This window comes from Sphingobium sp. DN12 (genome assembly GCF_051058005.1).
GTDB lineage: Bacteria > Pseudomonadota > Alphaproteobacteria > Sphingomonadales > Sphingomonadaceae > Sphingobium > Sphingobium yanoikuyae.
In genome coordinates, this window is the sequence record NZ_CP173717.1 from 77,693 (window position 1) to 100,693 (window position 23,001).

Consider the following 23,001-nt stretch of genomic DNA (forward strand, 5'->3'; position numbering starts at 1 on the left):
CGCAAAGGGACCGAGGAGTCACAGGGTATGAACGCTTTCACCGATATTCCGCAGGGGACGGACCTGCGCGTGGAGATCGACCGCCTGCGCAAGGAGCGCAACGCTGTCATCCTGGGCCATTATTACCAGTCGCCCGAGATTCAGGATCTGTCCGATTTCGTCGGTGACAGCCTGGAACTGTCGCGCAAGGCGGCCGAGACCGACGCCGATGTCATCGCTTTCTGTGGCGTGCGCTTCATGGCCGAGACGGCGAAGATCCTGTCGCCGCAGAAGATCGTGGTGCTGCCCGACATGGACGCCGGCTGCAGCCTGGAAGACAGCTGCCCGCCCGCCCAGTTCAAGGCGTTCCGTGAGGCGCATCCCGATCATATTGCGCTCAGCTACATCAACTGTTCGGCCGAGGTGAAGGCGCTGTCCGACATCATCGTGACATCGTCGTCGGCCGAGAAGATCCTGGCGCAGATCCCCAAGGATCAGAAGATCATCTTCGGCCCTGACAAGCATCTGGGCGGCTACCTCAAGCGCAAGCTGGGTCGTGACATGCTGTTGTGGCCGGGCGTGTGCATCGTGCATGAGGCGTTCAGCGAGACCGAATTGCTGAAGCTCAAGGCCCAGCATCCGCAGGCGCCGGTCGCCGCGCACCCGGAATGCCCGCCCTATATCGTCGACCATGCCGATTATGTCGGGTCGACCAGCGGCATCCTCGACTTTGCCAAGACGATGCCGGGCGACACGCTGATCGTCGCCACCGAACCGCATATCATCCACCAGATGCAAAAAAGCGTGCCGGACAAGAATTTCATCGGCGCGCCGGGCGCGGACGGCAACTGCAACTGCAATATCTGCCCCTATATGGCGCTCAACACGATGGAGAAGCTCTATCTGTCGCTGCGCGACCTGAGCCCGCGCATCGAGATGGACGAGACGCTGCGTGTCGCCGCCAAGAAGAGCCTGGACCGGATGCTGGAAATGGCCAGCGGCACGGTCGGCCAGGGCGATCTGGGCGCACGCTGAGGATAGACGGGGGAGGTCGGTCACATGGTCAACCTCCCCGACAGCGACTTCGGCCTTTTCTATTATTGCCTCGAATGGGCGATCCGCATCGGCGCGCTGATCGCCGTGCCCTTTCGCCGGACGCCGGCGGCGACGCGGGCCTGGCTGCTGCTGATCTTCTTCCTGCCGGTGCCGGGGCTGATCCTCTTCTGGATCATCGGCAGCCCGCGTTTCCCCGAATGGCGGCGCGCGCGGTTCGGCGAGCTTGATCCCTGGTTCGGCGGCATTGCCGCGCGGCTGCTGCCCCATGCGCCATCACCCGACCCCGATCGCGCGCCGATCGTCGACCTCGCCGCAAAGCTGGGCAAGATGCCGGCGACCGGCGGCAACCGGGTCGATCTGATCTTCGACTATATCGTCGCGATCGACCGGCTGGTGGCGGATATCAACGCCGCGCGGCACAGCGTGCGCATCCTGGTCTATATCTTTGCCGATGATGCGGTGGGGCGGCGGGTGGCCGATGCGCTGGGCGCGGCGGTGAAGCGCGGCGTCACCGTGCAGGTGATGTATGATCCGGTCGGGTCGCGGCCCTGGCGCAAGGGGATGGAGGCGATGCTGACGGCGGCGGGCGTCGAGCTGTGTGCTGCCCTGCCGTTCCGCTGGATCCGCGGACGGACAAGGCGCGACATGCGCAACCATCGCAAGCTGTTCGTGATCGACGGGGTGATCGGCCATGTCGGATCGCAGAATATCGTCGCGCGCGACTTCAAGCCCGGCATCGTCAACCAGGAACTGGTGGCGCGGGTAACCGGGCCGGTGGTGGCGGAGCTGGAGGCGCTGGTGCGGGCCGACTGGTATATGGAGACGCACCGCTTGCCCGATGGGCCGGTGGTCATTCCCGAGCCGGCCGGCGACGCGGTGACGCAATTGCTGCCGAGCGGGTCCAACTATCCGCTGGAAGGGTTCAAGACGCTGCTGGTGTGGCAGCTGCACCAGGCGCGCAGCCATGTGATGCTGGTGACGCCCTATTTCATCCCCGACGATGACCTGGTCGATGCGATGCGCACGGCGGTGGTGCGCGGGGTGAAGGTCGACCTGATCGTGTCCAAGCCGGTCGACCAGTGGCTGGTCCATGCGGCGCAGGCCTCCTATTATGCCGAGCTGATGGCGGCGGGCATCGGCATCCATGCCCACCGGCCCGAATTCGTCCATGCCAAGACGGTCAGCATCGATGGTCGGCTGGCGGTGGTCGGCTCCTCCAATGTCGACATGCGCAGTTTCGAGCTGAACGAGGAAGCGAGTCTGCTCATCTATGACGCGGAAACGGTGGCGGCGGTGGAGCTGGTGCAGCGCCGTTTCATGGCGCGGGCGGAGACGCTGGACCGCGAAACATGGCGGGCGCGGCCGCTCTATCGCAAGGTTGCGGAAAATGTCGCGCGGATGGTCGGCTCGCTGTTGTAACGGCCCCGCATCATCGCCTATCGCATCGGGCCATGAGACATAAGCTGACGCTCCGTTCCGCCCTGATGGCGATCGCCATCGCTTCCGCTCCTGCCCTGATCGCCGCCGCGCCCGCCACGGGCGATGATCCCTATCTCTGGCTGGAGGATATCGAGGGCGCCAAGGCGATCGCGCAGGTCGAGCAGTGGAATGGCGAGACGGAAAAGCTGTTGCGCGCCAGCCCGCATTTCGAGGCGGACCGGGTGCGGGCGCGGGCGATCCTGGACGATGAAAGCCAGATTGCGGTGCCCGACAAGGTGATGGGCGACCGCGTCACCAATTTGTGGCGCGACGCGAAGAATCCGCGCGGCCTGTGGCGGTCGAGCGATCTGGCATCCTATCTCGCCGGCAAGCCCAACTGGACGACGATCATCGACGTCGATGCGCTGGGCAAGGCGGAGGGCAAGAGCTGGGTCTGGCATGGTGCCGATTGCCTGGCGCCCGACTACAGCCGTTGCCTGATCTCGCTGAGCGCGGGCGGCACCGATGCCGATGTCGTGCGCGAATATGACCTCGCCACCGGCAAGTTCGTCGAGGGCGGCTTTACCCTGCCCGAAGCCAAGAGCGACGTCGCCTGGGCCGACAAGGACACGCTGCTGGTCGGCACCGACTATGGCGCGGGATCGCTGACCGCGTCGGGCTATCCGCGTATCGTCAAGCGCTGGAAGCGGGGCACGCCGCTGTCGGCCGCAACGCTGGTCAAGGAAGGCGTCGACAGCGATATTTCGGTGCGGCCGCGCGTCGAGCAGGACGGGGCCAAGCGCTGGGTCTTCATCGACCGGGCGCTGACCTTCTACACCAACGACCTCTATATCCAGGGCGCGAACGGCCAGTTGATCCGCACGCCGGTGCCCGACACGGCCGATTTCCGTGGCCTGATCGGCGGCCAGATGATCGTGCTGCTGAACAAGCCGCTGGGTGATATTCCGACCGGATCGCTGGTGTCCTGGCCGATCGCCGATGTGGCGGCGGGCAAGGCGGGGGCGCCGCAGGTCGTGCTGAAGCCGACCGCGACCACCGTGGTCGAGGAAGTGCGCACCACCGACCATATCCTGTGGGTGAAGCAGCTCGACAATGTGTCGGGCGCGCTGCTGGCGATGAACCGCGATGCCGCCACCGGCCGCTGGACCAGCCGTTCGGTGCCGCTGGCCGACAAGGCGACGGTCCATCTGGTCGGCACCGATGACAAGGGCGACCGGGTGTTCGCCTCGGTCGAGGGGATGCTGACCCCGCCGAGCCTGATGGTGGCGGGCGCGCAGGGGCCGGCACGCACGATCCAGCAACTGCCGGCGCGCTTCGACGCCAGCCAGTTCGTGGTGGAGCAGCGCTTTGCGACGTCGAAGGACGGGACGAAAATACCCTATTTCCTGGCGCGCAAGAAGGGCGTGACGGGGCCGGTGCCGGCGTTCATCCATGCCTATGGCGGGTTCCGCGCGGCGCAGACGCCGACCTACCTCACCACCGAACCCTATCGCGCCGGGCCGCTGGGCCTGTTCTGGGTCGAGGATGGCAATGCCTATGTCCTCGCCAATATCCGCGGCGGCGGCGAATATGGCCCGGCCTGGCATCAGGATGCGCTGCGCGAGAAGCGCCAGAATGCGTTCGACGATCTGGCGGCGGTGGCCGAGGATCTGGTCAAGACCGGCGTGTCGACCAAGGGCGATATCGGCATTTCCGGCCGCTCCAATGGCGGCGTGCTGGTGGGCGCGGCGATGACCCAGCGGCCCGACCTTTATGGTGCGGTGATCGCGGGGTCGCCGCTGGAGGACATGAAGCGCTATTCGCATTTGTCGGCCGGCGCGTCGTGGGTGGCGGAATATGGCGATCCCGATGTGCCGTCGGACTGGGCGTTCATGGCCAAATGGTCGCCCTATCAGAATGTGAAGGCCGGGGTGCATTATCCGCCCGCCTTCTTCTACCTGTCGACCAAGGATGACCGGGTGCATCCGGGCCATGCGCGCAAGATGGCGGCGAAGCTGAAGGCGACCGGCAGCACGGTCTATTATCATGAATATCGCGAAGGCGGCCATTCGGTCGGCGCCGACCATGCCGAGGATGCGGTGCGCGCGGCGCTGCTGCACGCCTTCCTCACCCGCGAACTGGTGGAGAAGAAGAAGTGAGCACGGCTTTCACCCTGGAGGGCTTCGATCTCGACGCCTTTGTCGCTTCGACGCTGGCGGAGGATCTGGGGCCGGAGGGGCGCGACGTCACCAGCGAGGCGGTGATCCCGGCCGATGCGATCTTCGACGGGGTGATGGACAGCCGCGATGCGGTGACGCTGGCCGGCCTGCCGATCGCGGTCGCCTTCTTCCGCGCGCTTGATCCCGATGTCGAGATCGAACTGCTGCACCAGGATGGCGACCGGGTGGCGGCGGGGACCGACATCATGCGCATCCGGGGCAAGGCGCGCGCGCTGCTGACGGCCGAGCGGTCGGCGCTCAACACGGTGCAGCATCTGACCGGCATCGCCACCATGACCCGCGCCTATGTCGACGCGATCCTGGGCACGGGCGCGACTTTGCTGGATACGCGCAAGACCATTCCGGGCCTGCGCCGGCTGGAGAAATATGCCACCCGCATGGGCGGCGCGACCAATCATCGCATGGGCCTGTGGGATGCGGCGATGATCAAGGACAATCATGTCGCGGTCGCCGGGTCGGTCGAGGAAGCGGCGCGCCGTGCGGTTGCCGCCGGCATCGCCCAGATCATCGTCGAGGTCGATCGGATCGACCAGATCGAGCCGGCGCTGGCCGCCGGTGCCACCCATTTGCTGCTCGACAATATGGATGCAGCCACGTTGCGTGGCGCCGTCACCCTGGTCGGCGGCCGGGTGCCGACCGAAGCATCGGGCGGCGTCACGCTGGAGACGATCCGCGCCAAGGCGGAGACCGGCGTTACCTATATCAGCGTCGGCCGCCTCACCCAATCTGCCCCTGCCGCCGACATCGGACTGGATTTTTCCCATGCGTAAATATCTGCTGCCCCTGATTGCCCTGCTGCTGCCCGGCATCGCCCATGCCCAGGCCAATCAGTGCCGCCTGCCCGAGATCATCGCCCGCCCGCAGGTGGAAGGGCCGAGCGCCGACGAGCCCAAGCGCGTGCTGCCGATCGGCTATTACACGCTGGCGGTCAGCTGGAGCCCGCAATATTGCAAGACGTCGCGCGGCGGCGCCCGCGATGCTTTCCAGTGCGGGTCGGGCAATGATTTCGGTTTCACCCTGCATGGCCTGTGGCCCGACGGCTATGGCAAGGAATGGCCGCAATATTGCAAGCCGGCCGCCCCGTTGCCGCGCAAGGTGATCCGCGAGCATCTCTGTTCGACGCCGTCAGTGCAGTTGATCCAGCATGAGTGGGTCAAGCATGGCACCTGCATGCCGACCATGCCGACCAAATTCTTTGCCCTGTCGCGCAAGCTCTATCAGGCGCTGCATTATCCCGACATGGCGGCGCTGGCCGCGCGGCCGACCCTGTCGGCGCAGGACTTCGCCAAGGCATTCGCGGCGGAGAACAAGGGCATGGTGGCGGACGGCATTCGCCTGAACGTCAGCCGCGACGGCGCGTTGAGCGAAGTGTGGATCTGCATGGACCGCAAATATCGCTACATGGCCTGCCCGCCGCAGCAGGGGGGCGTGCGCGACCGGGCGCAGTTGCGGATCGAGCCGAGGGGCTGAGACCCAGGCGCCCTTTCCCGCGTGGAAGGGGCAATGATCGCGGGTCAGGCGGAGGGGCGGCGCTCGACCGAGAGCGGGACGCCCCTCCACCGGCTTTGCCGATCCCCCTCCCCTGGCAGGGGAGGATCAACGATGGTGCATGTCAGCCGTCGATCGTCACCGTCGAGGGATGGTGGCGATCGAGATGCTTGCGGATGATGCGCAGATTCTTCGTGTTCGACTTGTAGAGAAAGTCGAAGATATCGCCGGCAAAGGGGATGGCGCCGACCAGCGTGTCGACGCCGACATTGGCGGCCATACGGGTGAGCTGCCATTTCGACAGGCCGAGATTGCGGGCTTCCCACACGATCCAGGCGCCCATGGCGGCGGTCGCGATGTCGCCCACGACGGGGACGAGGCCGACCAGGCTGTCGAGGCCGACCCGGCGCTTGGTGCCGGGGATGACGAACAGCCCCTCCAGCACGGCCTCCATCATCTCGATCCGGCGCCGGATCGAGGCGGGGTCGCGGCCGAAGCCGGGCATGTCACGAACAAGGTCATCGAACTGCTTGGCCGAAACGGGCATTCCATCACTCTCCAAAGCCCTGTGCTGCCGGATAACGTCCGGCGCAGCAAAAAGGGCGCAGACCCTTAATTGGTGCTGCGGAAGAGATGGTTCAATGGGTGGCGACCGCGCGGCGAGGGCAGAAAGCCGCTGAGCCGTTTCGACACCAGCGACCAGCGGATCGGCGCGCCGAGCGGGATATAGCCATTATGGGCCTGAATCAGACCCACTGCCTGGGCGACGCGGGCGGCGCGTTCCTCCGCCGTGCTGGCAAGGCTGGCGGCCTGCAGCGCAGATTCGCCTTCCGGGCTGCAGTGAATCTTGCGGGCACAGCCGATGCGGCCGAGATACCAGAGCGCGCTGTCATAGGCCGCGACCTCGTCGATCAGGGACAGGTCCGCCTTGTCGGCCAGATCGACCCGCTCTGCGGCCAGGCCGATGGCGCCCAGATCGCGCGCCAACAGGCCGAACAACAGGGTCGAGCCGGGGCCGGCGGGCAGGGCGATGCGCAGTGGCGGCGGATCGCCATGGGTGGCGCGCCAGCGGTCGATGATGGCGCGGCCCTGTGCGCGGCGATCATCCATCGCCTGCCCGACCCAGGCGGGCGTTGGCGGCGCCACCGGCAGGTCGAGTTGGCCGGGCAGCAATTGCTCGCTGATCGCCCAGCCGCCCAGCGGGAACATCTGGAGCAGCTGGTTGCGATCGACCGCCATGTTGATCGCGGCGCGCACGCCGTCATCGTCGAGCAGATCGCCCTTGCCGGTAACGGCAAGGCCCAGCAGGCCCTGCACCGGGTCCATCCGCACGGCGTCGCGATCGATGCCGGCGGGCACCAGCAGGGGCAGGTCGGCATAGCGGCCGCCCAGCACCAGCGCCGACTGTTTCTCGCGGAAGCGGATGATGGCGAGGGACGCGCGCTCGGCGCGCAGCACGCGGGTCTGCCAGGCGGGGACGCCGGCTTCCTCCTCATCGCTGTCGGCATCGTCGCCGCTGAGGCGATCGACCGGGGCGAGCATCGCCGCGCCGCTGCGCCAGACGCTGCGATAGGGGCCGGTGCCGCCGTCGCGCGACAGCACCGCCATTTGCGGCTGGGCCAGCATCTGCAGCACATAGGGGCGGGCGGCGGCCATGCGAATCTCGATCACCTCGCCGGTCATCGGCACGACCGCCTGCACCGCGTCGAGCGGCCCGTCGGGGTCGAGCTGGCGCAGCATCTCGATCCGCGCCATCAGCATGCGGGCGACATCGGGCGCGGTGACGCGGGCGCCATTGGCCCAGAAGGCGCGGCGCAGGCGGAAAATATAGCTGCGCCCATCATCCTCCACCACCCAGCGCTGGGCGAGGGCCGGCAATATGTCGCCGCCGGCATCGAAGGCGACCAGCCCCTGGGCGGTGGCCTCCAGGATCAGCTTGGCCGCCGGATTGGGCAGGTTCTGCAAGGGCTTGGCAAGTTCGGTACGGCTGCCGATGACGCTGACCACCACCGGGCCGCTGCCTTCGTCGGAGCAGCTGCCGAGCGCGAGGCCGAGGCTGGCCCCGGCGATCAGGGCGGCGCGGCGCGACAGGGCGCGCAGGCGAGGCGGGACGGCGAACATGCAGGAACGGGCTTAGCCCGATGGGGCGCCGCCGCCAACCGCGATCGGCGCTTCTGCCGATGTCACAAAACCGACATCTGAAAGACGCTGCGATGTAACATAAGATTCATACTGGCGTCCCCGAAACAGGGGAATGGACAGGAATGACGCTCCGATTGCGACTGGCCGCCGGCACCGCGCTGGCTACGCTGATGATCTCCGCGCCGGTACAGGCGCAGGATAATGCGGCCTTGCAGCGCCAGATCGACGAACTCAAGGCGCAGGTGCAGGCGCTGACCGCCGCACTGGCCGCCAACAAGGGCACGCAGCCGATGGCGGCCGCGCCCGCGCCCGCAGTGGAAGCCGCTGCGGCGCCTGCTGCGCCTGTCACGCTCGCCGCTGCGCCGCCCGCGCCGGCGGCCGTCCCGGTGTCGGCGGAGGCGCCCAAGTCCAAGGCCTGGTATGAGAAGCTGTCGCTGCGCGGCTATACCCAGATGCGCTACAACGCCTTCCTGTCGGGCGACGATACGGCGCCGGCCGGCCAGTCCCGTTTGCGTTCTCCCCATGACAGTTCGATCTCGGACCGCGGCGGCTTCTCGCTGCGCCGGGCGCGGCTGGTGCTGCAGGGCGATGTGTCGGACCGGGTGTCGCTCTATCTCCAGTCCGATTTCGCGTCGGCGGTGAACAACCAGGCGGGCAGCGAGCGGCGCGAGGGCTTTGTCCAGCTGCGCGATGCCTATGCCGACGTCTTCCTCGACAAGGACAAGAATTGGCGTGTGCGCTTCGGTCAGTCGAAGGTGCCGTTCGGCTGGGAAAATATGCAGTCCTCATCCAACCGGCTGACACTGGACCGCAGCGACGCGATCAACAGCGCAGTGCCCAGCGAGCGCGATCTGGGCATTGTCACTTATTATACCCCGTCGTCGGTGCAGCAGATCTGGGACCGGCTGGGGCATGACGGGCAGAAGCTGTTCGGCAATTATGGCGCGTTCGGCCTTGGTGTCTTCAACGGGCAGGGCACCAACCGAACCGAACAGAATCGCGGGCTGATGAAGGTCGCCTTTGCGACCTGGCCGTTCGAGCTGGATGGGCTGGGCGATGCCTTTGAGGGGCAGGTGCTGGAAATCGGCGGATCGGCGATGATGAACGATGTGCAGCCCGAACTGCGTAGCGGCGGCGTCAGCACGATCGCCTATGACGATGATCGCGTCGGCCTGCACGCCATCCTCTATCCCCAGCCCTTCGGCATCCAGGCCGAATGGAATTGGGGCAAGGGGCCGGAATATGACCGCGACCTCCAGTCGATCACGACCAAGAATCTGAGCGGCGGCTATGTCCAGATGATGTATCGCCTGCCGACCGAGACGATCGGTGCGCTGATGCCCTATGGCCGCTGGCAGCATTATCGCGGCGGGTGGAAGGCCGGCACCAACGCGCCGCGGCTGGAAACCGACGAGTTCGAACTGGGTATCGAATGGCAGCCGTGGAAGGCGCTGGAATTCACCTTCGCCTATAGCCGGATGAAGCGCGCCGAAGCCGACGAACGCCGCACCGGCCGGGCGGAAGGCAATCTGATCCGCACCCAGGTGCAGTGGAACTACTGACCGGCCAATCTACCCTCAGGGCGTGACCGGCGGTAGCGGATCCTTCTGCGCTGCGGCCTTGCCGCCGGGGTTGAACAACATGATCCGGTCCTCGCTCGCGTCATAGCGCGGCCAGGCGGCAAGGCCGGTGCCGTTCGGATCGCCGCTGCGCGCGAAATTGACGATATAGGCGCTGATGGTGCGACCCATATCATTGTCGCGCGGCGTGGTCGCGGCGCCATATTTGATCGCCTGGGTGTCGAAGAAATAGGGGATGTCGGTGGCATGGCCGGCGCCCGGCTTGCCCATCGAAGTGGCGACATAGTCGAAGCGATAGGCATAGACCGGCAGCTTCGCCGCCGCGAGCGTGGCGGCGACGGTGCGGGCGCCGCCGACCATGAAGCCCGTGGGGCCGCCAATGTCGGCGCCGGTCGCGCCGACCATCACCGGCACATGGGCGAAATTGCCGCTGGCATAGGCGGCGGCGGGATTGACCGCGATCTTCCCGTCGGGGAAGGGCGGGCTGTAGGGGCCGAGCTGGCCCTTGAACATGCCCTCCAGATTGAGGCCGTCGATCACCTGGTCGGCGGGCAGGGCGCGCAGCGCCTTGAGCGTGGCGGCGTCGCTGCCCTTGATCCCCTTGGTCGCGGCGAAGGCTTCGCCGATCGTCGCGGCGCTGCCGTCCTTGGGGCCCATCATCTGGCCGTCGCCACCCGACATGATGACCGCGCGCTGGAACAGGCCCTGCGACAAAGGCGAGGTCAGCAGCGCATGGACCGACATGCCGCCCGCGCTTTCGCCGATGATGGTGATGTTGGCGGGATCGCCGCCGAAGCGGGCGATGTTGCGCTTCACCCATTGCAACGCCGCGACCTGGTCCATCAGGCCGTAATTGCCGGCGAGGCCCTTGTCCTCATTTGCGGCGGCAAGGGCGGGGTGGGCGAAGGTGCCGAAGCGGCCGAGCCGATAGTTGAAGCTGACCACCATCAGCCCCTGCTTTGCCAGCGCGGCACCCGAATAGGTCGGCGGCGACGATCCGCCATTCACGAAGCCGCCGCCATAGATCCAGAACAGGACCGGCAGCTTCGCGCTCGCGCCGGCGGGTTTCCAGACATTGGCGTAGAGGCAATCCTCGGCCGGCGGGGTGCCGAGCGGCGCGGCGTCGCTGGGGAAGGGAAGCTGCATGCAGTCGTTGCGATAGGCGGTGGCTTCGCGCACGCCCTGCCAGCGGGCCACGGGCTGGGGCATGCGCCAGCGCAGGTCGCCGACCGGCGGCGCGGCGAAGGGAATGCCCTTCCAGCTTTCTACCCCGGCGTCGAGCGCGCCATGGACGATACCCGCCTCGGTCTGGACCATCTGCGGCTGGGGCGTGGGGGAACGGGCGGCGAGCGGCGCCGTGCCAAGGGTGCCGGTGCCGAGCAACAGGGCGCTCAGCCCGATGATAGTGGTCCGCCGCATCGCCTGCATCCTCCATTCCATTGTCTGGGCGGGAATAGAGGCAAATATGGCGCGGAAATCAATCAGCTTGATCGGACAAAGAAAAAGGGGCGGCGCCCGAAGGCACCACCCCAAATTTCTCCGGTTGCAACCGGAAAGCCGGGCCTTGCCGAAGCAAGGCCGCAACAGCTTACTTCAGCTCGACGGTCGCGCCGGCTTCTTCCAGCTGCTTCTTCAGCTTTTCGGCTTCGTCCTTGCTGGCGCCTTCCTTGACAGCCTTCGGGGCGCCTTCGACCAGAGCCTTGGCTTCGGTCAGGCCCAGGCCGGTGATGGCGCGGACTTCCTTGATGACGTTGATCTTCTTGCCACCGTCGCCGGTCAGGATCACGTCGAATTCGGTCTGCTCTTCAGCAGCCGGAGCGGCGCCGCCAGCAGCCGGAGCGGCCACAGCGACAGCAGCGGCGGCCGAAACGCCCCACTTTTCTTCCAGAGCCTTCGACAGCTCAGCGGCTTCGAGGACGGTGAGGGCCGAGAGCTGATCGACCAGAGCGTTGATGTCTGCCATTTTTCAATTCCTTCTAAGGGGCGATCGCCCCGAACAAATGAGGTTCAAAAGTTAATGAGGATGAGGGGCGGCTCAGGCCGCTTCCTTCTCCGCATAGGCGTTGAAGACGCGCGCAAGCTGCGCAGCCGGTGCCTGGGTGACGGTTGCGAGCTTGGTAGCCGGGGCGACCAGAAGGCCGACCAGCTTCGCACGCAGTTCATCCAGCGACGGCATCGATGCCAGGGCCTTGACGCCCTCCGCATCGAGCAGCACTTCGCCCATCGCGCCGCCAACGATCTCAAGCTTGTCGTTGGTCTTCGCGAAATCGACTGCAACCTTGGCGGCTGCAACCGGATCGACCGACGAGGCGAGGCCGACAGGGCCGGTCAGCAGGTCGCTGATGCCGGTATAGTCGGTGCCTTCGAGGGCGATCTTGACGAGGCGGTTCTTCGTAACCTTGTAGGACGCACCGGCGTCGCGCATCTTCTGGCGCAGGACGGTCGACTGAGCGACGGTCATGCCGAGGTTGCGGGTCACGACGACCACGCCAACTTCTGCCAGCTGAGCGTTCAGCGCGGAGACGATCTCAGATTTCTGATTACGATCCATGCCATTCTCCACTTCATGTTCGCGTCGCTTGCGCCACGCGAACGGCTAAAACCCATGGCAAGCCATGGGGCAGTTAAGTCCGAAGGGGAGAGGTCGACTGGCCCATATCCTCGAAAAGGAAATCAGGCAGACCCGAATCGGGCGCGTGGCCCGTCCGGTAAAGAACTTTTCCCCGTCTAGGCTGGAGATTAAGAAGGGCAAATTCCCTTCACCAACTGTCTCGGACGGAAGACCAATGGCATCAGCCACGGGTCTGCTGGGGCGCCCTTACAGATTTTGGGCATGGAACGCAACGGATAAACGCTGGCAGGACGGCGGGTGCGGCCGACGATGGCTTGATAAGCGTCGACGTGTCACATATATGTTGTCGGCATGGAAGTGCTGCAAACGCCGATCTTTGCAGAATGGTTCGCCGCGCTTCGCGATCGCCGGGCGCGGTCGAAGATTGCCGGGCGGATTGCCCGCTTCGAACTGGGATTGCTGGGCGATGTGAAGTCGGTGGGCGATGGTGTGCTGGAGGCGCGTGTCGATTTCGGTCCGGGCTATCGCCTCTATTTCGTGCGGCGCGGGGATCGGCTGATCGTCCTGCTGGTTGGTGGCGACAAGTCGAGCCAGCCGCGGGACATCGCCAGGGCAAAGGATATGGCGGCCCGGATCGATTGAGCTGTCCCTCATCGACCCGGCCAAGGAGGCTGGTATGACGATCGAATTGACCCGCTTCGATGCGGCTGAGGCGCTGACGCAAGCGGAGGATCAGGCGGAGCTGCTCGCCGATGCGTTCGCCACCGGTGACGTGCATGTCATCACCCAGGCCATCGGGATCGTGGCGCGGGCGCATGGCATGACCGAACTGGCGAAGGCAACGGGCATGAAGCGCCAGCAACTTTATCGGATGCTCGGCCCCGACGGGAATCCGACGCTGGGCAGCATGTTGAAGCTGCTGCCGGCGCTGGGCCTGCGGATGCGGATCGAGGCGGCTGCCTGATCGATGGCCCGCTTCGGCAGTGGCGATAGGTGCCACCGCCGAAGCGAGGATGGTCCTAGACCCGGTCCGCCTGCACCACCGTGTCGAGGGCACGGAGTGCGGAGACGATACGGCTCAAATGCTGGGCATCGGCTACTTCCAAGTCGATGATATCGGTGTGGAAGGGGCCTTCGCGGTTGACCAGTTGCAGGTTGAGGATGTTCGCCTTGGTCGCGCCGAACACATTGGCGACCGCAGCGAGCGCGCCGGGCTGGTTCTTGACGATGACCTGCAGCCGGGCGGTGCCGCCCTTGGACTTGCTGTCCCAGCTCAAATCGACCCAGTCGTCGTCCTGCCCCGCCTCCAGCGTGCGGCAGTCGATGGTGTGGACCTCGATCGGCTCGCCGGTGCGGCGGATGCCGACGATGCGGTCGCCCGGCACCGGGTGGCAGCATTCGCTCAGCTTGTAGGCGATGCCCGGCGTCAGGCCGCGGATCGAGACCGGGGCATGCTGGCGCGGATGGGCTTCCACCAGTTCCTCGCCGCTGGTGGAGCCGGGGATCAGCGCCTCCATCACTTCGGAATCGAGCAGGCGATGGGTAGCGATCGCCACCATCAGCGAGGCGCGATCCTCCAGCTTCAACCGCTTGAGCGCGGCATTGAGCGCCTTGTCGCCCAGCTCGCTCGCCAGTTCGGGCGAGAAGCGGCCGATGATTTCCTCATAGAGTTTTTCGCCCAGCGCCACTTCCTCGCCGCGCTGCTTCTGGCGGATGAAGCGGCGGATGGCGGCGCGCGCCTTGCCGGTGATGGCAAAGCTGAGCCAGCCGGGCTGGGGTTCCTGGCCGGCGGATTTCAGGATTTCGACCTGGTCGCCATTTTCCAGGGATGTGCGCAGCGGCACCACCCGGCCATTCACCTTTGCCCCGACGGTCTGGTTGCCGAGCGAGGTGTGGACGGCATAGGCGAAGTCGACCGGGGTCGACCCCTTGGGCAACTGGTGCAGCTCGCCCTTGGGCGAAAAGGCGAAGATGCGATCCTGATACATCGCCATGCGGGTATGTTCGAGCAGTTCGTCGGCATCCTGGCTCTGTTCCAGGATTTCGACCAGGTCGCGCAGCCAGGCTGCATTCTGATCGGTGGCGTCGCCCTTCTGCTTGTAGGCCCAGTGCGCGGCGAGGCCGAGTTCGGCGTCATTATGCATGTCGCGGCTGCGCAACTGCACCTCGATACGGGCATTTTCCTGATGAATGACCGTGGTGTGCAGCGAGCGATAGCCGTTGCGCTTGGGGGTGGAGATATAATCCTTGAACCGGCCCGGCACCATCTTGAAGGTCTGGTGGATGACGCCGAGTGCGCGATAGCAATCCTCGGTCGTCTCGGTGATGACGCGGAAGGCCATGACGTCGGTCAGCTGTTCAAAGCTGATGTGCCGCTCCTGCATCTTCTTCCAGATGGAATAGGGATGCTTCTCGCGGCCCGACACGGTCACCGACAGATTATGGCCGCCCAGCAGCAATTGCAGTTCCGCGCCGATCCGGTCGACCTTGTCATGGCCGCCTTCCTTCAGCTGCTCCAGCCGCTTGGTGATGCTGTCATAGGCTTCGGGTTCCAGCACGCGGAAGGCGAGCAACTGCATCTCGCGCATGAAGTCATACATGCCGATCCGCTCCGCCAGCGGGGCATAGATGTCCATCGTCTCCTTGGCGATGCGGCGGCGCTTCTGCTCATTCTTGATGAAGTGCAGCGTGCGCATATTGTGGAGGCGATCGGCCAGCTTCACCAGCAGCACGCGGATATCGTCCGACATGGCGAGCAGGAACTTGCGCAGATTCTCGGCCGCCCGCTCATTTTCGGACATGGCCTCGATCTTGGACAGCTTGGTCACGCCGTCGACCATGCGGGCGACATCCTTGCCGAACGCCTCCTCGATCTCGTCATAGGTGACCAGCGTATCCTCGATCGTGTCGTGCAGCAGCGCCGTCACGATCGTCTGGTCGTCCAGATAGAAGTCGGTCAGGATACCCGCGACCTCGATCGGATGGCTGAAATAAGGGTCGCCGCTGGCACGCTTCTGGCTGCCATGCTTCTGGACGGAGAAGACATAAGCGCGGTTGATCATCGCTTCATCCGCATCCGGATCGTAGCGCTTTACCCGTTCGACAAGTTCATATTGACGTAGCATCGTTTCCCGATTGTGTGGGAAGCGCCTTGCAGCGCAACAAAAAAATCCCGATCTGTGTGATTTGGGTTGCCTTTGTGCAACTTTTGCAACGGTTGCCGCTTTGCGCTATTAGATCGACATCATGAAACATAATCTTGCCCAGGACCTGGAACAATGCGCCCTTCCCGCCGCGCTGGAGGCGATGGGTGAGCGCTGGTCCTTCCTGATCCTGCGCGGTGCCCTGTCGGGCATTCGCCATTTCGAGGAGTTCCAGTCGACGCTGGGCATCGCCCGCAACATCCTGGCCAACCGCCTCGCGCGGCTCGTCGAAAATGGCATCATGCTGCGCCAGCCGATGCAGTGCGACCGGCGCAAGGTCGAATATCGGCTGACCGAAAAGGGGCAGGAACTGGCCCCCGCGATGATCGCGCTGCGCCAGTGGGGCGAGAAATGGGGCAGCGCGCCGCCCTTTTGCCAGGTGCTGGCGGACAAGCGTGATGGCCTGCCGATCCGCGCGATCGCGATCCAGGCGCATGACGGCCGCACGCTGGACCTGAGCGATCTGGTCTGGCTGTGCCGCGACGAAGTGACCCCGATGGCGCAAGAGCCGGCTGCGGCGGCCTGATACCGGACGACGGGGCGGCTTCACCATGGCGCTGAAATCGCCTAGGCTGTCGGCAATGTCAGTCCATCCCCTGCAGCCCAAACCCTTTTTCGCGGACAAGAATCGCGCTTTCTGGAACCTCCAGTCGCTTGGCTGGGCCGGGGCCTTCCTGCTGCGCGGGTCGTCCACCATCGCCAATGGTCAGCCGCTGTCCAGCCTGATCCCGGTGCTGATCTCCACCGTTACCGGCTATTCGGCGACCTTGCTGATCGCGGTCGCCTTCCGCTTCCTGCAGAAACAGCGGCCGATCCTGACCTGGGGCGCGTCGATCGTCACCGTGGTCGCCGCCGCCGCGATGGTCGCCTTCATCGATGCCTGGGTCTTTTCGACCCAGAATAAGGGCAGCGAAACCGCCGGGTTGCAGCTGTTCCTGGGCGCCTTCTATCTGTCGATGACGCTGCTGGGCGCCTGGTCGGCGCTCTATTATGCGATCAATTTCTACCTGACGGTGGAGGAGCAGGCGGACCAGCTGCTGCATCTGGAGAATCAGGCGTCGAGCGCGCAGCTCGCCATGCTGCGCTATCAGCTCAATCCACATTTCCTGTTCAACACGCTCAACTCCATCTCGACCCTGGTGCTGCTCAAGGAAACGACGCGCGCCAATGCGATGCTGTCGCGGCTGTCCTCCTTCCTGCGCTATACGCTGATCAACGAGCCGACCGCGCAGGTGACGATCGAGCAGGAGATCGAGACGCTGAAACTCTATCTGGAGATCGAGAAGATGCGCTTCGAGGACCGGTTGCGCCCGTCCTTCGACGTCCATCCCTCGGTCGCCCATGCACGCCTGCCGTCGCTGCTGCTGCAGCCGCTGGTGGAAAATGCGATCAAATATGCGGTCACGCCCAAGGAGGAAGGGGCGGAAATCTCGGTCTCGGCGCAACCCGCCGGTGAAAATGTCCGGATCGTCGTGTCGGACAGCGGGCCGGGATTGAACGATGGCGCAATGAAGCCACACATTCCGGTCAGCGAGGGGACGGGCGTCGGCCTGCCGAACATCCGGGACCGGTTAATTCAGGCCTTCGGGGAACGACAGCGCTTCGAAACGCGTTCCACGCAAAGCGGATTTTCGGTCATCATCGAAATTCCGCTTAACATGGATGAAACATCGAAAGTGGCCGCATGACCATCAGAACAATCCTCGTCGACGACGAAAGCCTGGCTATCCAAGGCCTTAAGCTCCGTCTGCAAGCGCATGAGGATGTCGAAATCATCGAGACCTGCACCAATGGCCGCGAAGCCATCCGTGCCATCAAGACGCATAAACCCGACCTTGTGTTCCTCGATATCCAGATGCCCGGCTTCGACGGCTTCTCCGTCGTCCAGGGGATGATGGAGGTCGAACCACCTTTGTTCATCTTCGTCACCGCCTATAGCGACCATGCGATCCGCGCCTTCGAGGCGCAGGCGGTCGATTATCTGATGAAGCCGGTGGATGAAGGCCGCCTGGCCGATGCGCTCGACCGGGTGCGCCTGCGCCTGTCCGAGAAGAAGCAGGTGCAGGAAGCGGAAAAGCTGCGCGAGGTGCTGGCCGAAGTGGCGCCCGACGCGATGCACGATTTTGCCAATGGCGACGAGGATGCGCCGGCGTCGAACCGCTTCGAGAAGCTCATCAACATCAAGGATCGCGGGCAGATTTTCCGCGTCGACGTGGATTCGATCGAGCGGATCGACGCGGCGGGCGACTATATGTGCATCTATACCGCCGACAATTCGCTGATCCTGCGCGAGACGATGAAGGATCTGGAAAAGCGGCTCGACCCGCGCAATTTCCAGCGCGTCCATCGCTCGACTATCGTCAACCTGAGCCAGGTGCGCCAGGTGAAGCCCCATACCAACGGCGAATGCTTCCTGGTGCTGGAATCCGGCGCCCAGGTGAAGGTCAGCCGTTCCTACCGCGACGTCGTCGCGCGTTTCGTCCACTGACGAAACGGCGCCGCCCGCCCGTGCAGGGGCGGCCGGCCGTTTGGTGCGGGATGGCCTGAACCGATCCCGCACCCTTTTCCTCAGTCCATCGTCCGCACCGGACGGACGATCAATTCATTCACATCGACATCGTTGGGCTGTTCCACCGCATAGGCGATGGCGCGGGCGATCGCGTCCGGCGTCAGGGCGATGGCGCGGAAATCCTCCATCGCGGCGGCGGCGCCCGCTTCGGTGATGGTGCTGGCCAGTTCGGATTCGACCACGCCGGGCGACACGATGGTGACGCGGATATCGTCATGTTCCATCCGCAGCCCGTCGGAAATGGCGCGCACCGCATATTTGGTCGCCGAATAGACGCCGCAGGTCGGCCAGACGCGATAGCCGCCGATCGACGAGATATTGACGAAATGGCCGCTGCGCTGGGCCTTGAAGCGGGGCAGGGCGGCGGCGATGCCGTGCAACACGCCGCGGACATTGACGTCGATCATCCGGTCCCATTCCTCGACCTTCAAACTGTCGAAGCGCGACAGCGGCATCAGCCCGGCATTGCTGACCAGCACGTCGATGCGGCCAAATTCGGCCTCCGTCGCGGCAATGAACGCCTCGACATCGGCGCGGTCGGTGACGTCGAGCGCGCGGAAAGCGACCGTGCCGCCGGCAGCATTGAGTTCGTCGGCAAGCGCCGCCAGTCGATCGGTGCGGCGGGCGCCCAGCATCAACTTCGCCCCGCGCGCCGCCAGCAGCCGCGCCGTGCCCTCGCCAATGCCGCTGCTGGCGCCGGTGATCGCGATGACCTTGTTCTCGATAGCCATGATTGAAGCTCCATCCTTGGGGCGGATCGACATCCGATCCGATGGAGCAGGAATGCGCCCGTTCGGCCGTGGAGCGGTAGAATGGTCCTGCGCCATGATTGCACGATATTCCGAATGAATGATCGGGCGTGGCCATTGGTGGGCTTATGGGCTATCTCGATTGCCTGAAATTCCTGGGATGTGGCGCGCATGACTCATGAGCATCTGGGCGAGCAGATCGCCCGCCATATGGACGCGGACGGCATAGTCGACACGCGGATCCCGCGCCTGACGCTGGTGCGCTGGTCGCAGCCGGGCGAGCCGGTGCATATGCTCCAGCGCCCGGCACTGTGCATCATCGCGCAGGGCGCCAAGCAGGTGATGATGGGCGACGCGGTCATAGCCTATGGCCCGGCCAGCTATCTGGTCGCCTCGCTCGACCTGCCGATCACCGGCACGGTGACGCAGGCGGATGCGGACAGCCCCTATCTCTGCTTCTGCCTCTATCTCGACCCGGCGCTGCTGTCCGACATCGCGCTGGCCCTGCCGGCTGCTGCGGTAGTGGAGGAGGGCCGGGCGCTCTCGCTCCATCCGATCACGCCCGAACTGCTGGACGCGGCGAGCCGGCTCACCGGCCTGCTCGGCCAGCCGGACAGTGCCGCGCTGCTGGCGCCCTTGGTCGAGCGGGAATTGCTGCTGCGGCTGATGATGGGGCCGAGTGGCGGGCTGCTGCGCGCGATTGCCAGCGGCGACAGCCGCACCGGCCAGATCGCGCGCGCGATCCGCTGGCTCAAGGCCCATTATCGCGAGCCGTTCAGCGGCCCTGTGCTGGCCGATCTTGCCGGCATGAGCCTGTCGAGCTTCCACGATCATTTTCGCCGGGCGACGGCGATGACGCCGCTGCAATATCAAAAGCAACTGCGGCTCCAGCAGGCGCGGCAGATGATGCTGGCGGAGCGGATCGACGCGGCCGAGGCTGGCTATCAGGTCGGCTATGACAGCCCGTCCCAGTTCAGCCGCGAATATCGCCGCCTGTTCGGCGCCCCACCGCAGCGCGACGTCGGCCGCTTGCGCGCCATGCCAAACCGGGCGCTGGCGATTTGAGATCGGGGGGATTCCCTTAGCGGAACACCCATTGCCGGTTGAGGCCGAAGACCACGGCGGGGGTGAGGAAGATCATCGCCGGGATCGGCGACCATTCGGGCCAGCGCATATGGGTGACGCACAGATAGACCCACAGGGCGTTGAGCGCATAGCTGACCAGCGAGACCGCGACGAAGCGGAAGCCGCGCGCGGCATGGCCCGCCTGGCTGCCATGGCCGCGGAAGGTGAAGGCATTGTGCAGCACATAGCCGATGACCACGGCGCAGAGATAGCCGATGCCGTTGGCGATCTGGGGATGAAGGCCGACCGGCGCCGCCAGCGTCCAGTAGATCGCCGCCTGGCAGGCGGTGATGAACAGGCCGCTGATGCCATAGCGCAATATCTGCCAGAACAGGGCCTGATGGGCCGGCGACAGTCGGTCGATGATTTTCATGGAGCCCCGTTGCGCTTTGGTGTGGAGCGTCTAATCCACCGGCCATGAATTTGCAAAGCTGGCCTGCTTTCCGCGCCCGCGCGTCCCATTGGTTCGCGATCCTCACCGCCTATGCCGATCGCTATTGGAAGTGGCTGACCTTCCTGATCTGGATCGCGATCCTGGTCGGCATGTTGGTCGATCGCTGGCCCGCCATCCACTGGCTGACGCTCAGCGACACGGACGACAATATCCGCTTCGTCCAGGTCAAGGACTGGCTGGCCGGGCAGGGCTGGTATGATCTGCGCCAATATCGGCTCGATCCGCCGGGCGGCGCCAATATCCACTGGTCGCGGCTGGTCGACATCCCGCTCGCCGGGTTGATGCTGTTCTTCCGCGCCTTTGTCGAACAGGATCTGGCCGACCGGCTGGCCTGCGCGATCGCGCCGCTGCTGCCGCTGTTCCTGCTGATGCTGAGCCTGGGATCGATCGCCCGGCGGCTGGCGGGCGACGCGGTCGGCGCGCGCTGGGCCTGGCTGTTCGCCGTGCTGGCGCCGCTTGCCGCGCAGATGGGCCTGGGCATGTTCGCGCCGATGCGGATCGACCATCATGGCTGGCAGCTGGCGCTGGCGCTGACGATGATGGCGGGCCTGATCGATCGCAACTGGCTGCGCGGCGGCGTGGTGGCGGGCGTGTCGAGCGCCCTGTCGGTGGCGATCGGCATGGAGATGATCGTCTATCTGGCGGCCGGCGGCGCGCTGGTGGCGCTGCGCTGGGTGTTCCGCGATGGCGCCGGGCGGCGGATGCTGCCCTATGGCCTCAGCCTCGCGGGGGCGACCTCGCTCTGCTACGTCCTCTTCGCCAGCTACGATAATCGCCACATGGTGTGCGACGCCATCTCGCCCATCTGGGTCGCGGTGTTCGGCGCGGCCGGCGCGGGCATGGTGCTCTTGAGCCGCCTGCCGCTGCGGCTCTGGTGGCAGCGGCTGATCGCCGGCATGATCGTCGGCGGCGCGGTGGGCCTCTTCTTCCTTCTGAACTGGCCGCAATGCCTGACCCCCTATCAGATCTCGCCCGAGCTGCAGCAACTCTGGCTCGCCAATATCCGCGAGGCAAAGCCGATCACCGCGCAGGCCCAGAGCCTGGTCGTGCCGCTGATGGCGCTGCCGGCGGTGGGCCTCATCGGCCTGATCTGGGCGCTATGGGAATTGCGGCGCGACAGCGACCGGCTCTGGGCGTTCGCGACGATCGGCCTGATGATGCTTTTCTCGACCGCTTTGCTCTTCTGGCAGCTGCGCGCCGGGCCGGCGGCGCAGTTGCTGGCGATCCCGCCCGCTGCCTGGGCCGGATGGCGGCTGGTGACGGCGATCTTCACCGGATCGCGCCGGGTGCGCATCCTGGCGGGCATCGGCGCGCTTCTGGTCGGCGCCATTGCCTGTGCCTATCCGCTCTATCCGCAGGTGATCGCGCTGTGGCAGCAGGCGACCGGCACCAAGCCCAAGCCCTGGCGCCCGTCCGCCATCGCCCGCACCGACGCGATCAAGAAGGCCAATGGCCGCTGTCGCACGCTGCCGGCGCTGGAGGTGCTGGACCAGCTGCCGCCGGCGACCATCTTCACCATGGTCGATCTGGGACCGCGCATCATCGCCACGACGCATCATAGCGCGGTGGCCGGCCCCTATCATCGCAATGGCGCGACGATCCTCGACATGCATCATGCCTATGACGGGCCGGCCGCCGCCTTCCGCCCGATCGCGGCGAAGCATCATGCGACCTATTTGCTGGTCTGTCCCAATTTCCCCGAAGGGACCATCTATCAGTCGCGCAGCCCGCGCGGCTTCTATGCGGACCTGATGCGCGGCACGATTCCCGCCTGGTTGCAGCCGGTGACGCTCAAGACGGCTATGACGCTGCCCTACACGCTCTACCGCATCAATTATTCAGCGCCGGGCGGCAAAAAAGTCGCGCAGCAGCGCTGATCCTTCCGCCTCGGCCAGCCCGCCATAGATTTCGGGGCGGTGCAGGCATTGCGGCTGGGCAAAGAGGCGCGGTCCCTGTTCGACCGCGCCGCCCTTGGGATCGGACACCGCATAATAGAGCCGGGCTACCCGCGCGTGGGAGATGGCGCCCGCGCACATCGGGCACGGCTCCAGCGTCACCCACAGGTCGCAGCCGGTCAGGCGGAAGTCGCCGATCCGGGTGGCGGCGGCACGAATCGCCACCATTTCGGCATGGGCAGTGGGGTCATTGTCGCGGCGGTTGCGATTCTCGCCCTCGCCGATGATGACGCCATCGCGCGTGACAACGGCGCCGATCGGCACCTCGCCCGCCGCTTCGGCTTGCCGCGCCAGCGCAAAGGCGCGGCGCATCGGTTCGGGCAAGGGAAAGGGCGAGGTCATGACCCCGCCTTAGTCGGAGAGGGAGGGCCGCACCAGCCCGCACCCCCACCCGGCCGCCCATTCCAGGATATGCTGTTGGGTGGCCGGGTGGGGGTGCGGGCTGGTGCCGTCCATGCGCCGGGAGGCGC

The 23,001-nt window shown here is 65.5% G+C and carries 22 protein-coding genes; 13 read left to right on the plus strand and 9 right to left on the minus strand.

The window, feature by feature from the left end; all coding sequences use genetic code 11:
- Positions 1-27: 27 nt before the first annotated feature.
- From nadA to ACI6S0_RS00430, 5 genes are read left to right on the plus strand one after another with little or no spacing between them, the layout of a single operon-like run.
- Entirely contained in the window at positions 28-1,014 is a 987-nt protein-coding gene (nadA, locus tag ACI6S0_RS00410; protein WP_434404569.1) for a quinolinate synthase NadA, read from the plus strand.
- A gap of 24 nt (positions 1,015-1,038) precedes the next feature.
- Positions 1,039-2,454 (plus strand): cardiolipin synthase, encoded by a 1,416-nt coding sequence (gene cls, locus ACI6S0_RS00415; protein ID WP_434404570.1) that lies wholly within the window; start codon positions 1,039-1,041, stop codon positions 2,452-2,454.
- A 32-nt stretch (positions 2,455-2,486) separates the two neighbouring features.
- A complete protein-coding gene (locus ACI6S0_RS00420; protein WP_434404572.1) occupies positions 2,487-4,613 on the plus strand; it encodes a prolyl oligopeptidase family serine peptidase in 2,127 nt (708 codons plus the stop codon).
- Positions 4,610-5,464 (plus strand): carboxylating nicotinate-nucleotide diphosphorylase, encoded by an 855-nt coding sequence (gene nadC, locus ACI6S0_RS00425; protein WP_434404573.1) that lies wholly within the window; start codon positions 4,610-4,612, stop codon positions 5,462-5,464. The genes ACI6S0_RS00420 and nadC overlap by 4 nt, the downstream gene beginning before the upstream one ends.
- Entirely contained in the window at positions 5,457-6,164 is a 708-nt protein-coding gene (locus ACI6S0_RS00430; RefSeq protein ID WP_434404574.1) for a ribonuclease T2 family protein, read from the plus strand. The genes nadC and ACI6S0_RS00430 overlap by 8 nt, the downstream gene beginning before the upstream one ends.
- A 142-nt stretch (positions 6,165-6,306) precedes the next feature.
- On the opposite strand, the gene ACI6S0_RS00435 is transcribed toward ACI6S0_RS00430, so the two are convergent.
- Both ACI6S0_RS00435 and ACI6S0_RS00440 read right to left on the minus strand, forming a co-directional pair.
- On the minus strand, positions 6,307-6,729 hold the full coding sequence (locus ACI6S0_RS00435; RefSeq protein WP_434404575.1) for a DUF4112 domain-containing protein: 423 nt from the start codon (positions 6,727-6,729) through the stop codon (positions 6,307-6,309).
- A 65-nt stretch (positions 6,730-6,794) separates the two neighbouring features.
- Positions 6,795-8,303, minus strand: a complete 1,509-nt coding sequence (locus tag ACI6S0_RS00440; RefSeq protein WP_434404576.1) for an ABC transporter substrate-binding protein — start codon at positions 8,301-8,303, stop codon at positions 6,795-6,797.
- Positions 8,304-8,446: 143 nt separating this feature from the next.
- Between ACI6S0_RS00440 and ACI6S0_RS00445 the strand changes: the two genes are divergently transcribed.
- A complete protein-coding gene (locus tag ACI6S0_RS00445) occupies positions 8,447-9,886 on the plus strand; it encodes a porin (protein ID WP_434404577.1) in 1,440 nt (479 codons plus the stop codon).
- Between the two features lie 15 nt (positions 9,887-9,901).
- Here ACI6S0_RS00445 and ACI6S0_RS00450 read toward each other — a convergent pair whose 3' ends face one another.
- The 3 genes from ACI6S0_RS00450 to rplJ form a co-directional block, all read right to left on the minus strand.
- Entirely contained in the window at positions 9,902-11,323 is a 1,422-nt protein-coding gene (locus ACI6S0_RS00450; protein ID WP_434404578.1) for a carboxylesterase/lipase family protein, read from the minus strand.
- 169 nt (positions 11,324-11,492) lie between these two features.
- Positions 11,493-11,867: a 50S ribosomal protein L7/L12 gene (gene rplL, locus ACI6S0_RS00455; RefSeq protein ID WP_004210471.1), complete on the minus strand. Its 375-nt coding sequence runs from the start codon at positions 11,865-11,867 to the stop codon at positions 11,493-11,495.
- A 72-nt stretch (positions 11,868-11,939) separates the two neighbouring features.
- Positions 11,940-12,455, minus strand: a complete 516-nt coding sequence (gene rplJ / locus ACI6S0_RS00460) for a 50S ribosomal protein L10 (protein ID WP_004210472.1) — start codon at positions 12,453-12,455, stop codon at positions 11,940-11,942.
- Between the two features lie 372 nt (positions 12,456-12,827).
- Here rplJ and ACI6S0_RS00465 point away from each other — a divergent pair, with 372 nt between their 5' ends.
- Together ACI6S0_RS00465 and ACI6S0_RS00470 are read left to right on the plus strand one after the other, a co-directional pair.
- The gene (locus ACI6S0_RS00465; RefSeq protein WP_434404579.1) at positions 12,828-13,118 is read left to right on the plus strand and encodes a type II toxin-antitoxin system RelE/ParE family toxin; all 291 of its coding nucleotides are present in this window, start codon (positions 12,828-12,830) and stop codon (positions 13,116-13,118) included.
- A gap of 34 nt (positions 13,119-13,152) precedes the next feature.
- A complete protein-coding gene (locus ACI6S0_RS00470) occupies positions 13,153-13,440 on the plus strand; it encodes an addiction module antidote protein (protein WP_037506112.1) in 288 nt (95 codons plus the stop codon).
- A 55-nt stretch (positions 13,441-13,495) separates the two neighbouring features.
- Here ACI6S0_RS00470 and ACI6S0_RS00475 read toward each other — a convergent pair whose 3' ends face one another.
- Positions 13,496-15,601, minus strand: coding sequence for a RelA/SpoT family protein (locus ACI6S0_RS00475; RefSeq protein WP_434404580.1), 2,106 nt, complete (start codon positions 15,599-15,601; stop codon positions 13,496-13,498).
- Between the two features lie 121 nt (positions 15,602-15,722).
- Between ACI6S0_RS00475 and ACI6S0_RS00480 the strand changes: the two genes are divergently transcribed.
- The 3 genes from ACI6S0_RS00480 to ACI6S0_RS00490 are packed head-to-tail and all read left to right on the plus strand — an operon-like array spanning position 15,723 to position 18,167.
- Positions 15,723-16,205, plus strand: a complete 483-nt coding sequence (locus tag ACI6S0_RS00480; RefSeq protein ID WP_010336740.1) for a winged helix-turn-helix transcriptional regulator — start codon at positions 15,723-15,725, stop codon at positions 16,203-16,205.
- Positions 16,206-16,260: 55 nt separating this feature from the next.
- Positions 16,261-17,367 carry a sensor histidine kinase gene (locus tag ACI6S0_RS00485; protein WP_004210476.1) on the plus strand — a complete coding sequence of 369 codons (1,107 nt, stop codon included), beginning with the start codon at positions 16,261-16,263 and terminating at the stop codon, positions 17,365-17,367.
- Positions 17,364-18,167: a LytR/AlgR family response regulator transcription factor gene (locus ACI6S0_RS00490; protein WP_004210477.1), complete on the plus strand. Its 804-nt coding sequence runs from the start codon at positions 17,364-17,366 to the stop codon at positions 18,165-18,167. Before ACI6S0_RS00485 ends, ACI6S0_RS00490 begins: the two co-directional genes overlap by 4 nt.
- An 80-nt stretch (positions 18,168-18,247) precedes the next feature.
- Here the strand turns inward: ACI6S0_RS00490 and ACI6S0_RS00495 are convergent, their stop codons facing one another.
- Complete coding sequence (locus ACI6S0_RS00495; RefSeq protein WP_434404581.1) at positions 18,248-18,979, minus strand: SDR family oxidoreductase; 732 nt, start codon at positions 18,977-18,979, stop codon at positions 18,248-18,250.
- Positions 18,980-19,168: 189 nt separating this feature from the next.
- Between ACI6S0_RS00495 and ACI6S0_RS00500 the strand changes: the two genes are divergently transcribed.
- On the plus strand, positions 19,169-20,062 hold the full coding sequence (locus ACI6S0_RS00500; RefSeq protein WP_434404582.1) for an AraC family transcriptional regulator N-terminal domain-containing protein: 894 nt from the start codon (positions 19,169-19,171) through the stop codon (positions 20,060-20,062).
- Positions 20,063-20,078: 16 nt separating this feature from the next.
- Here the strand turns inward: ACI6S0_RS00500 and ACI6S0_RS00505 are convergent, their stop codons facing one another.
- Positions 20,079-20,495 carry a GtrA family protein gene (locus ACI6S0_RS00505; RefSeq protein ID WP_434404583.1) on the minus strand — a complete coding sequence of 139 codons (417 nt, stop codon included), beginning with the start codon at positions 20,493-20,495 and terminating at the stop codon, positions 20,079-20,081.
- 44 nt (positions 20,496-20,539) lie between these two features.
- On the opposite strand from ACI6S0_RS00505, the gene ACI6S0_RS00510 reads away from it, so the two are divergent.
- Entirely contained in the window at positions 20,540-22,453 is a 1,914-nt protein-coding gene (locus ACI6S0_RS00510; protein ID WP_434404584.1) for a hypothetical protein, read from the plus strand.
- Here ACI6S0_RS00510 and ACI6S0_RS00515 read toward each other — a convergent pair.
- A complete protein-coding gene (locus ACI6S0_RS00515) occupies positions 22,415-22,873 on the minus strand; it encodes a nucleoside deaminase (protein WP_017502992.1) in 459 nt (152 codons plus the stop codon). The genes ACI6S0_RS00510 and ACI6S0_RS00515 overlap by 39 nt on opposite strands.
- Positions 22,874-23,001 lie beyond the last annotated feature (128 nt).

Coding starts and splice junctions, on each gene's coding strand:
- nadA (WP_434404569.1), top strand. CDS start 28: ATGAACGCTTTCACCGATATTCCGCAGGGGACGGACCTGCGCGTGGAG.
- ACI6S0_RS00465 (WP_434404579.1), top strand. CDS start 12,828: ATGGAAGTGCTGCAAACGCCGATCTTTGCAGAATGGTTCGCCGCGCTT.
- ACI6S0_RS00485 (WP_004210476.1), top strand. CDS start 16,261: ATGTCAGTCCATCCCCTGCAGCCCAAACCCTTTTTCGCGGACAAGAAT.
- ACI6S0_RS00420 (WP_434404572.1), top strand. CDS start 2,487: ATGAGACATAAGCTGACGCTCCGTTCCGCCCTGATGGCGATCGCCATC.
- ACI6S0_RS00490 (WP_004210477.1), top strand. CDS start 17,364: ATGACCATCAGAACAATCCTCGTCGACGACGAAAGCCTGGCTATCCAA.
- rplJ (WP_004210472.1), bottom strand. CDS start 12,455: ATGGATCGTAATCAGAAATCTGAGATCGTCTCCGCGCTGAACGCTCAG.
- ACI6S0_RS00480 (WP_010336740.1), top strand. CDS start 15,723: ATGAAACATAATCTTGCCCAGGACCTGGAACAATGCGCCCTTCCCGCC.
- ACI6S0_RS00445 (WP_434404577.1), top strand. CDS start 8,447: ATGACGCTCCGATTGCGACTGGCCGCCGGCACCGCGCTGGCTACGCTG.
- rplL (WP_004210471.1), bottom strand. CDS start 11,867: ATGGCAGACATCAACGCTCTGGTCGATCAGCTCTCGGCCCTCACCGTC.
- ACI6S0_RS00495 (WP_434404581.1), bottom strand. CDS start 18,979: ATGGCTATCGAGAACAAGGTCATCGCGATCACCGGCGCCAGCAGCGGC.
- ACI6S0_RS00500 (WP_434404582.1), top strand. CDS start 19,169: ATGACTCATGAGCATCTGGGCGAGCAGATCGCCCGCCATATGGACGCG.
- ACI6S0_RS00515 (WP_017502992.1), bottom strand. CDS start 22,873: ATGACCTCGCCCTTTCCCTTGCCCGAACCGATGCGCCGCGCCTTTGCG.
- ACI6S0_RS00505 (WP_434404583.1), bottom strand. CDS start 20,495: ATGAAAATCATCGACCGACTGTCGCCGGCCCATCAGGCCCTGTTCTGG.
- cls (WP_434404570.1), top strand. CDS start 1,039: ATGGTCAACCTCCCCGACAGCGACTTCGGCCTTTTCTATTATTGCCTC.
- ACI6S0_RS00450 (WP_434404578.1), bottom strand. CDS start 11,323: ATGCGGCGGACCACTATCATCGGGCTGAGCGCCCTGTTGCTCGGCACC.
- ACI6S0_RS00430 (WP_434404574.1), top strand. CDS start 5,457: ATGCGTAAATATCTGCTGCCCCTGATTGCCCTGCTGCTGCCCGGCATC.
- ACI6S0_RS00470 (WP_037506112.1), top strand. CDS start 13,153: ATGACGATCGAATTGACCCGCTTCGATGCGGCTGAGGCGCTGACGCAA.
- ACI6S0_RS00435 (WP_434404575.1), bottom strand. CDS start 6,729: ATGCCCGTTTCGGCCAAGCAGTTCGATGACCTTGTTCGTGACATGCCC.
- ACI6S0_RS00510 (WP_434404584.1), top strand. CDS start 20,540: ATGAATTTGCAAAGCTGGCCTGCTTTCCGCGCCCGCGCGTCCCATTGG.
- ACI6S0_RS00475 (WP_434404580.1), bottom strand. CDS start 15,601: ATGCTACGTCAATATGAACTTGTCGAACGGGTAAAGCGCTACGATCCG.
- ACI6S0_RS00440 (WP_434404576.1), bottom strand. CDS start 8,303: ATGTTCGCCGTCCCGCCTCGCCTGCGCGCCCTGTCGCGCCGCGCCGCC.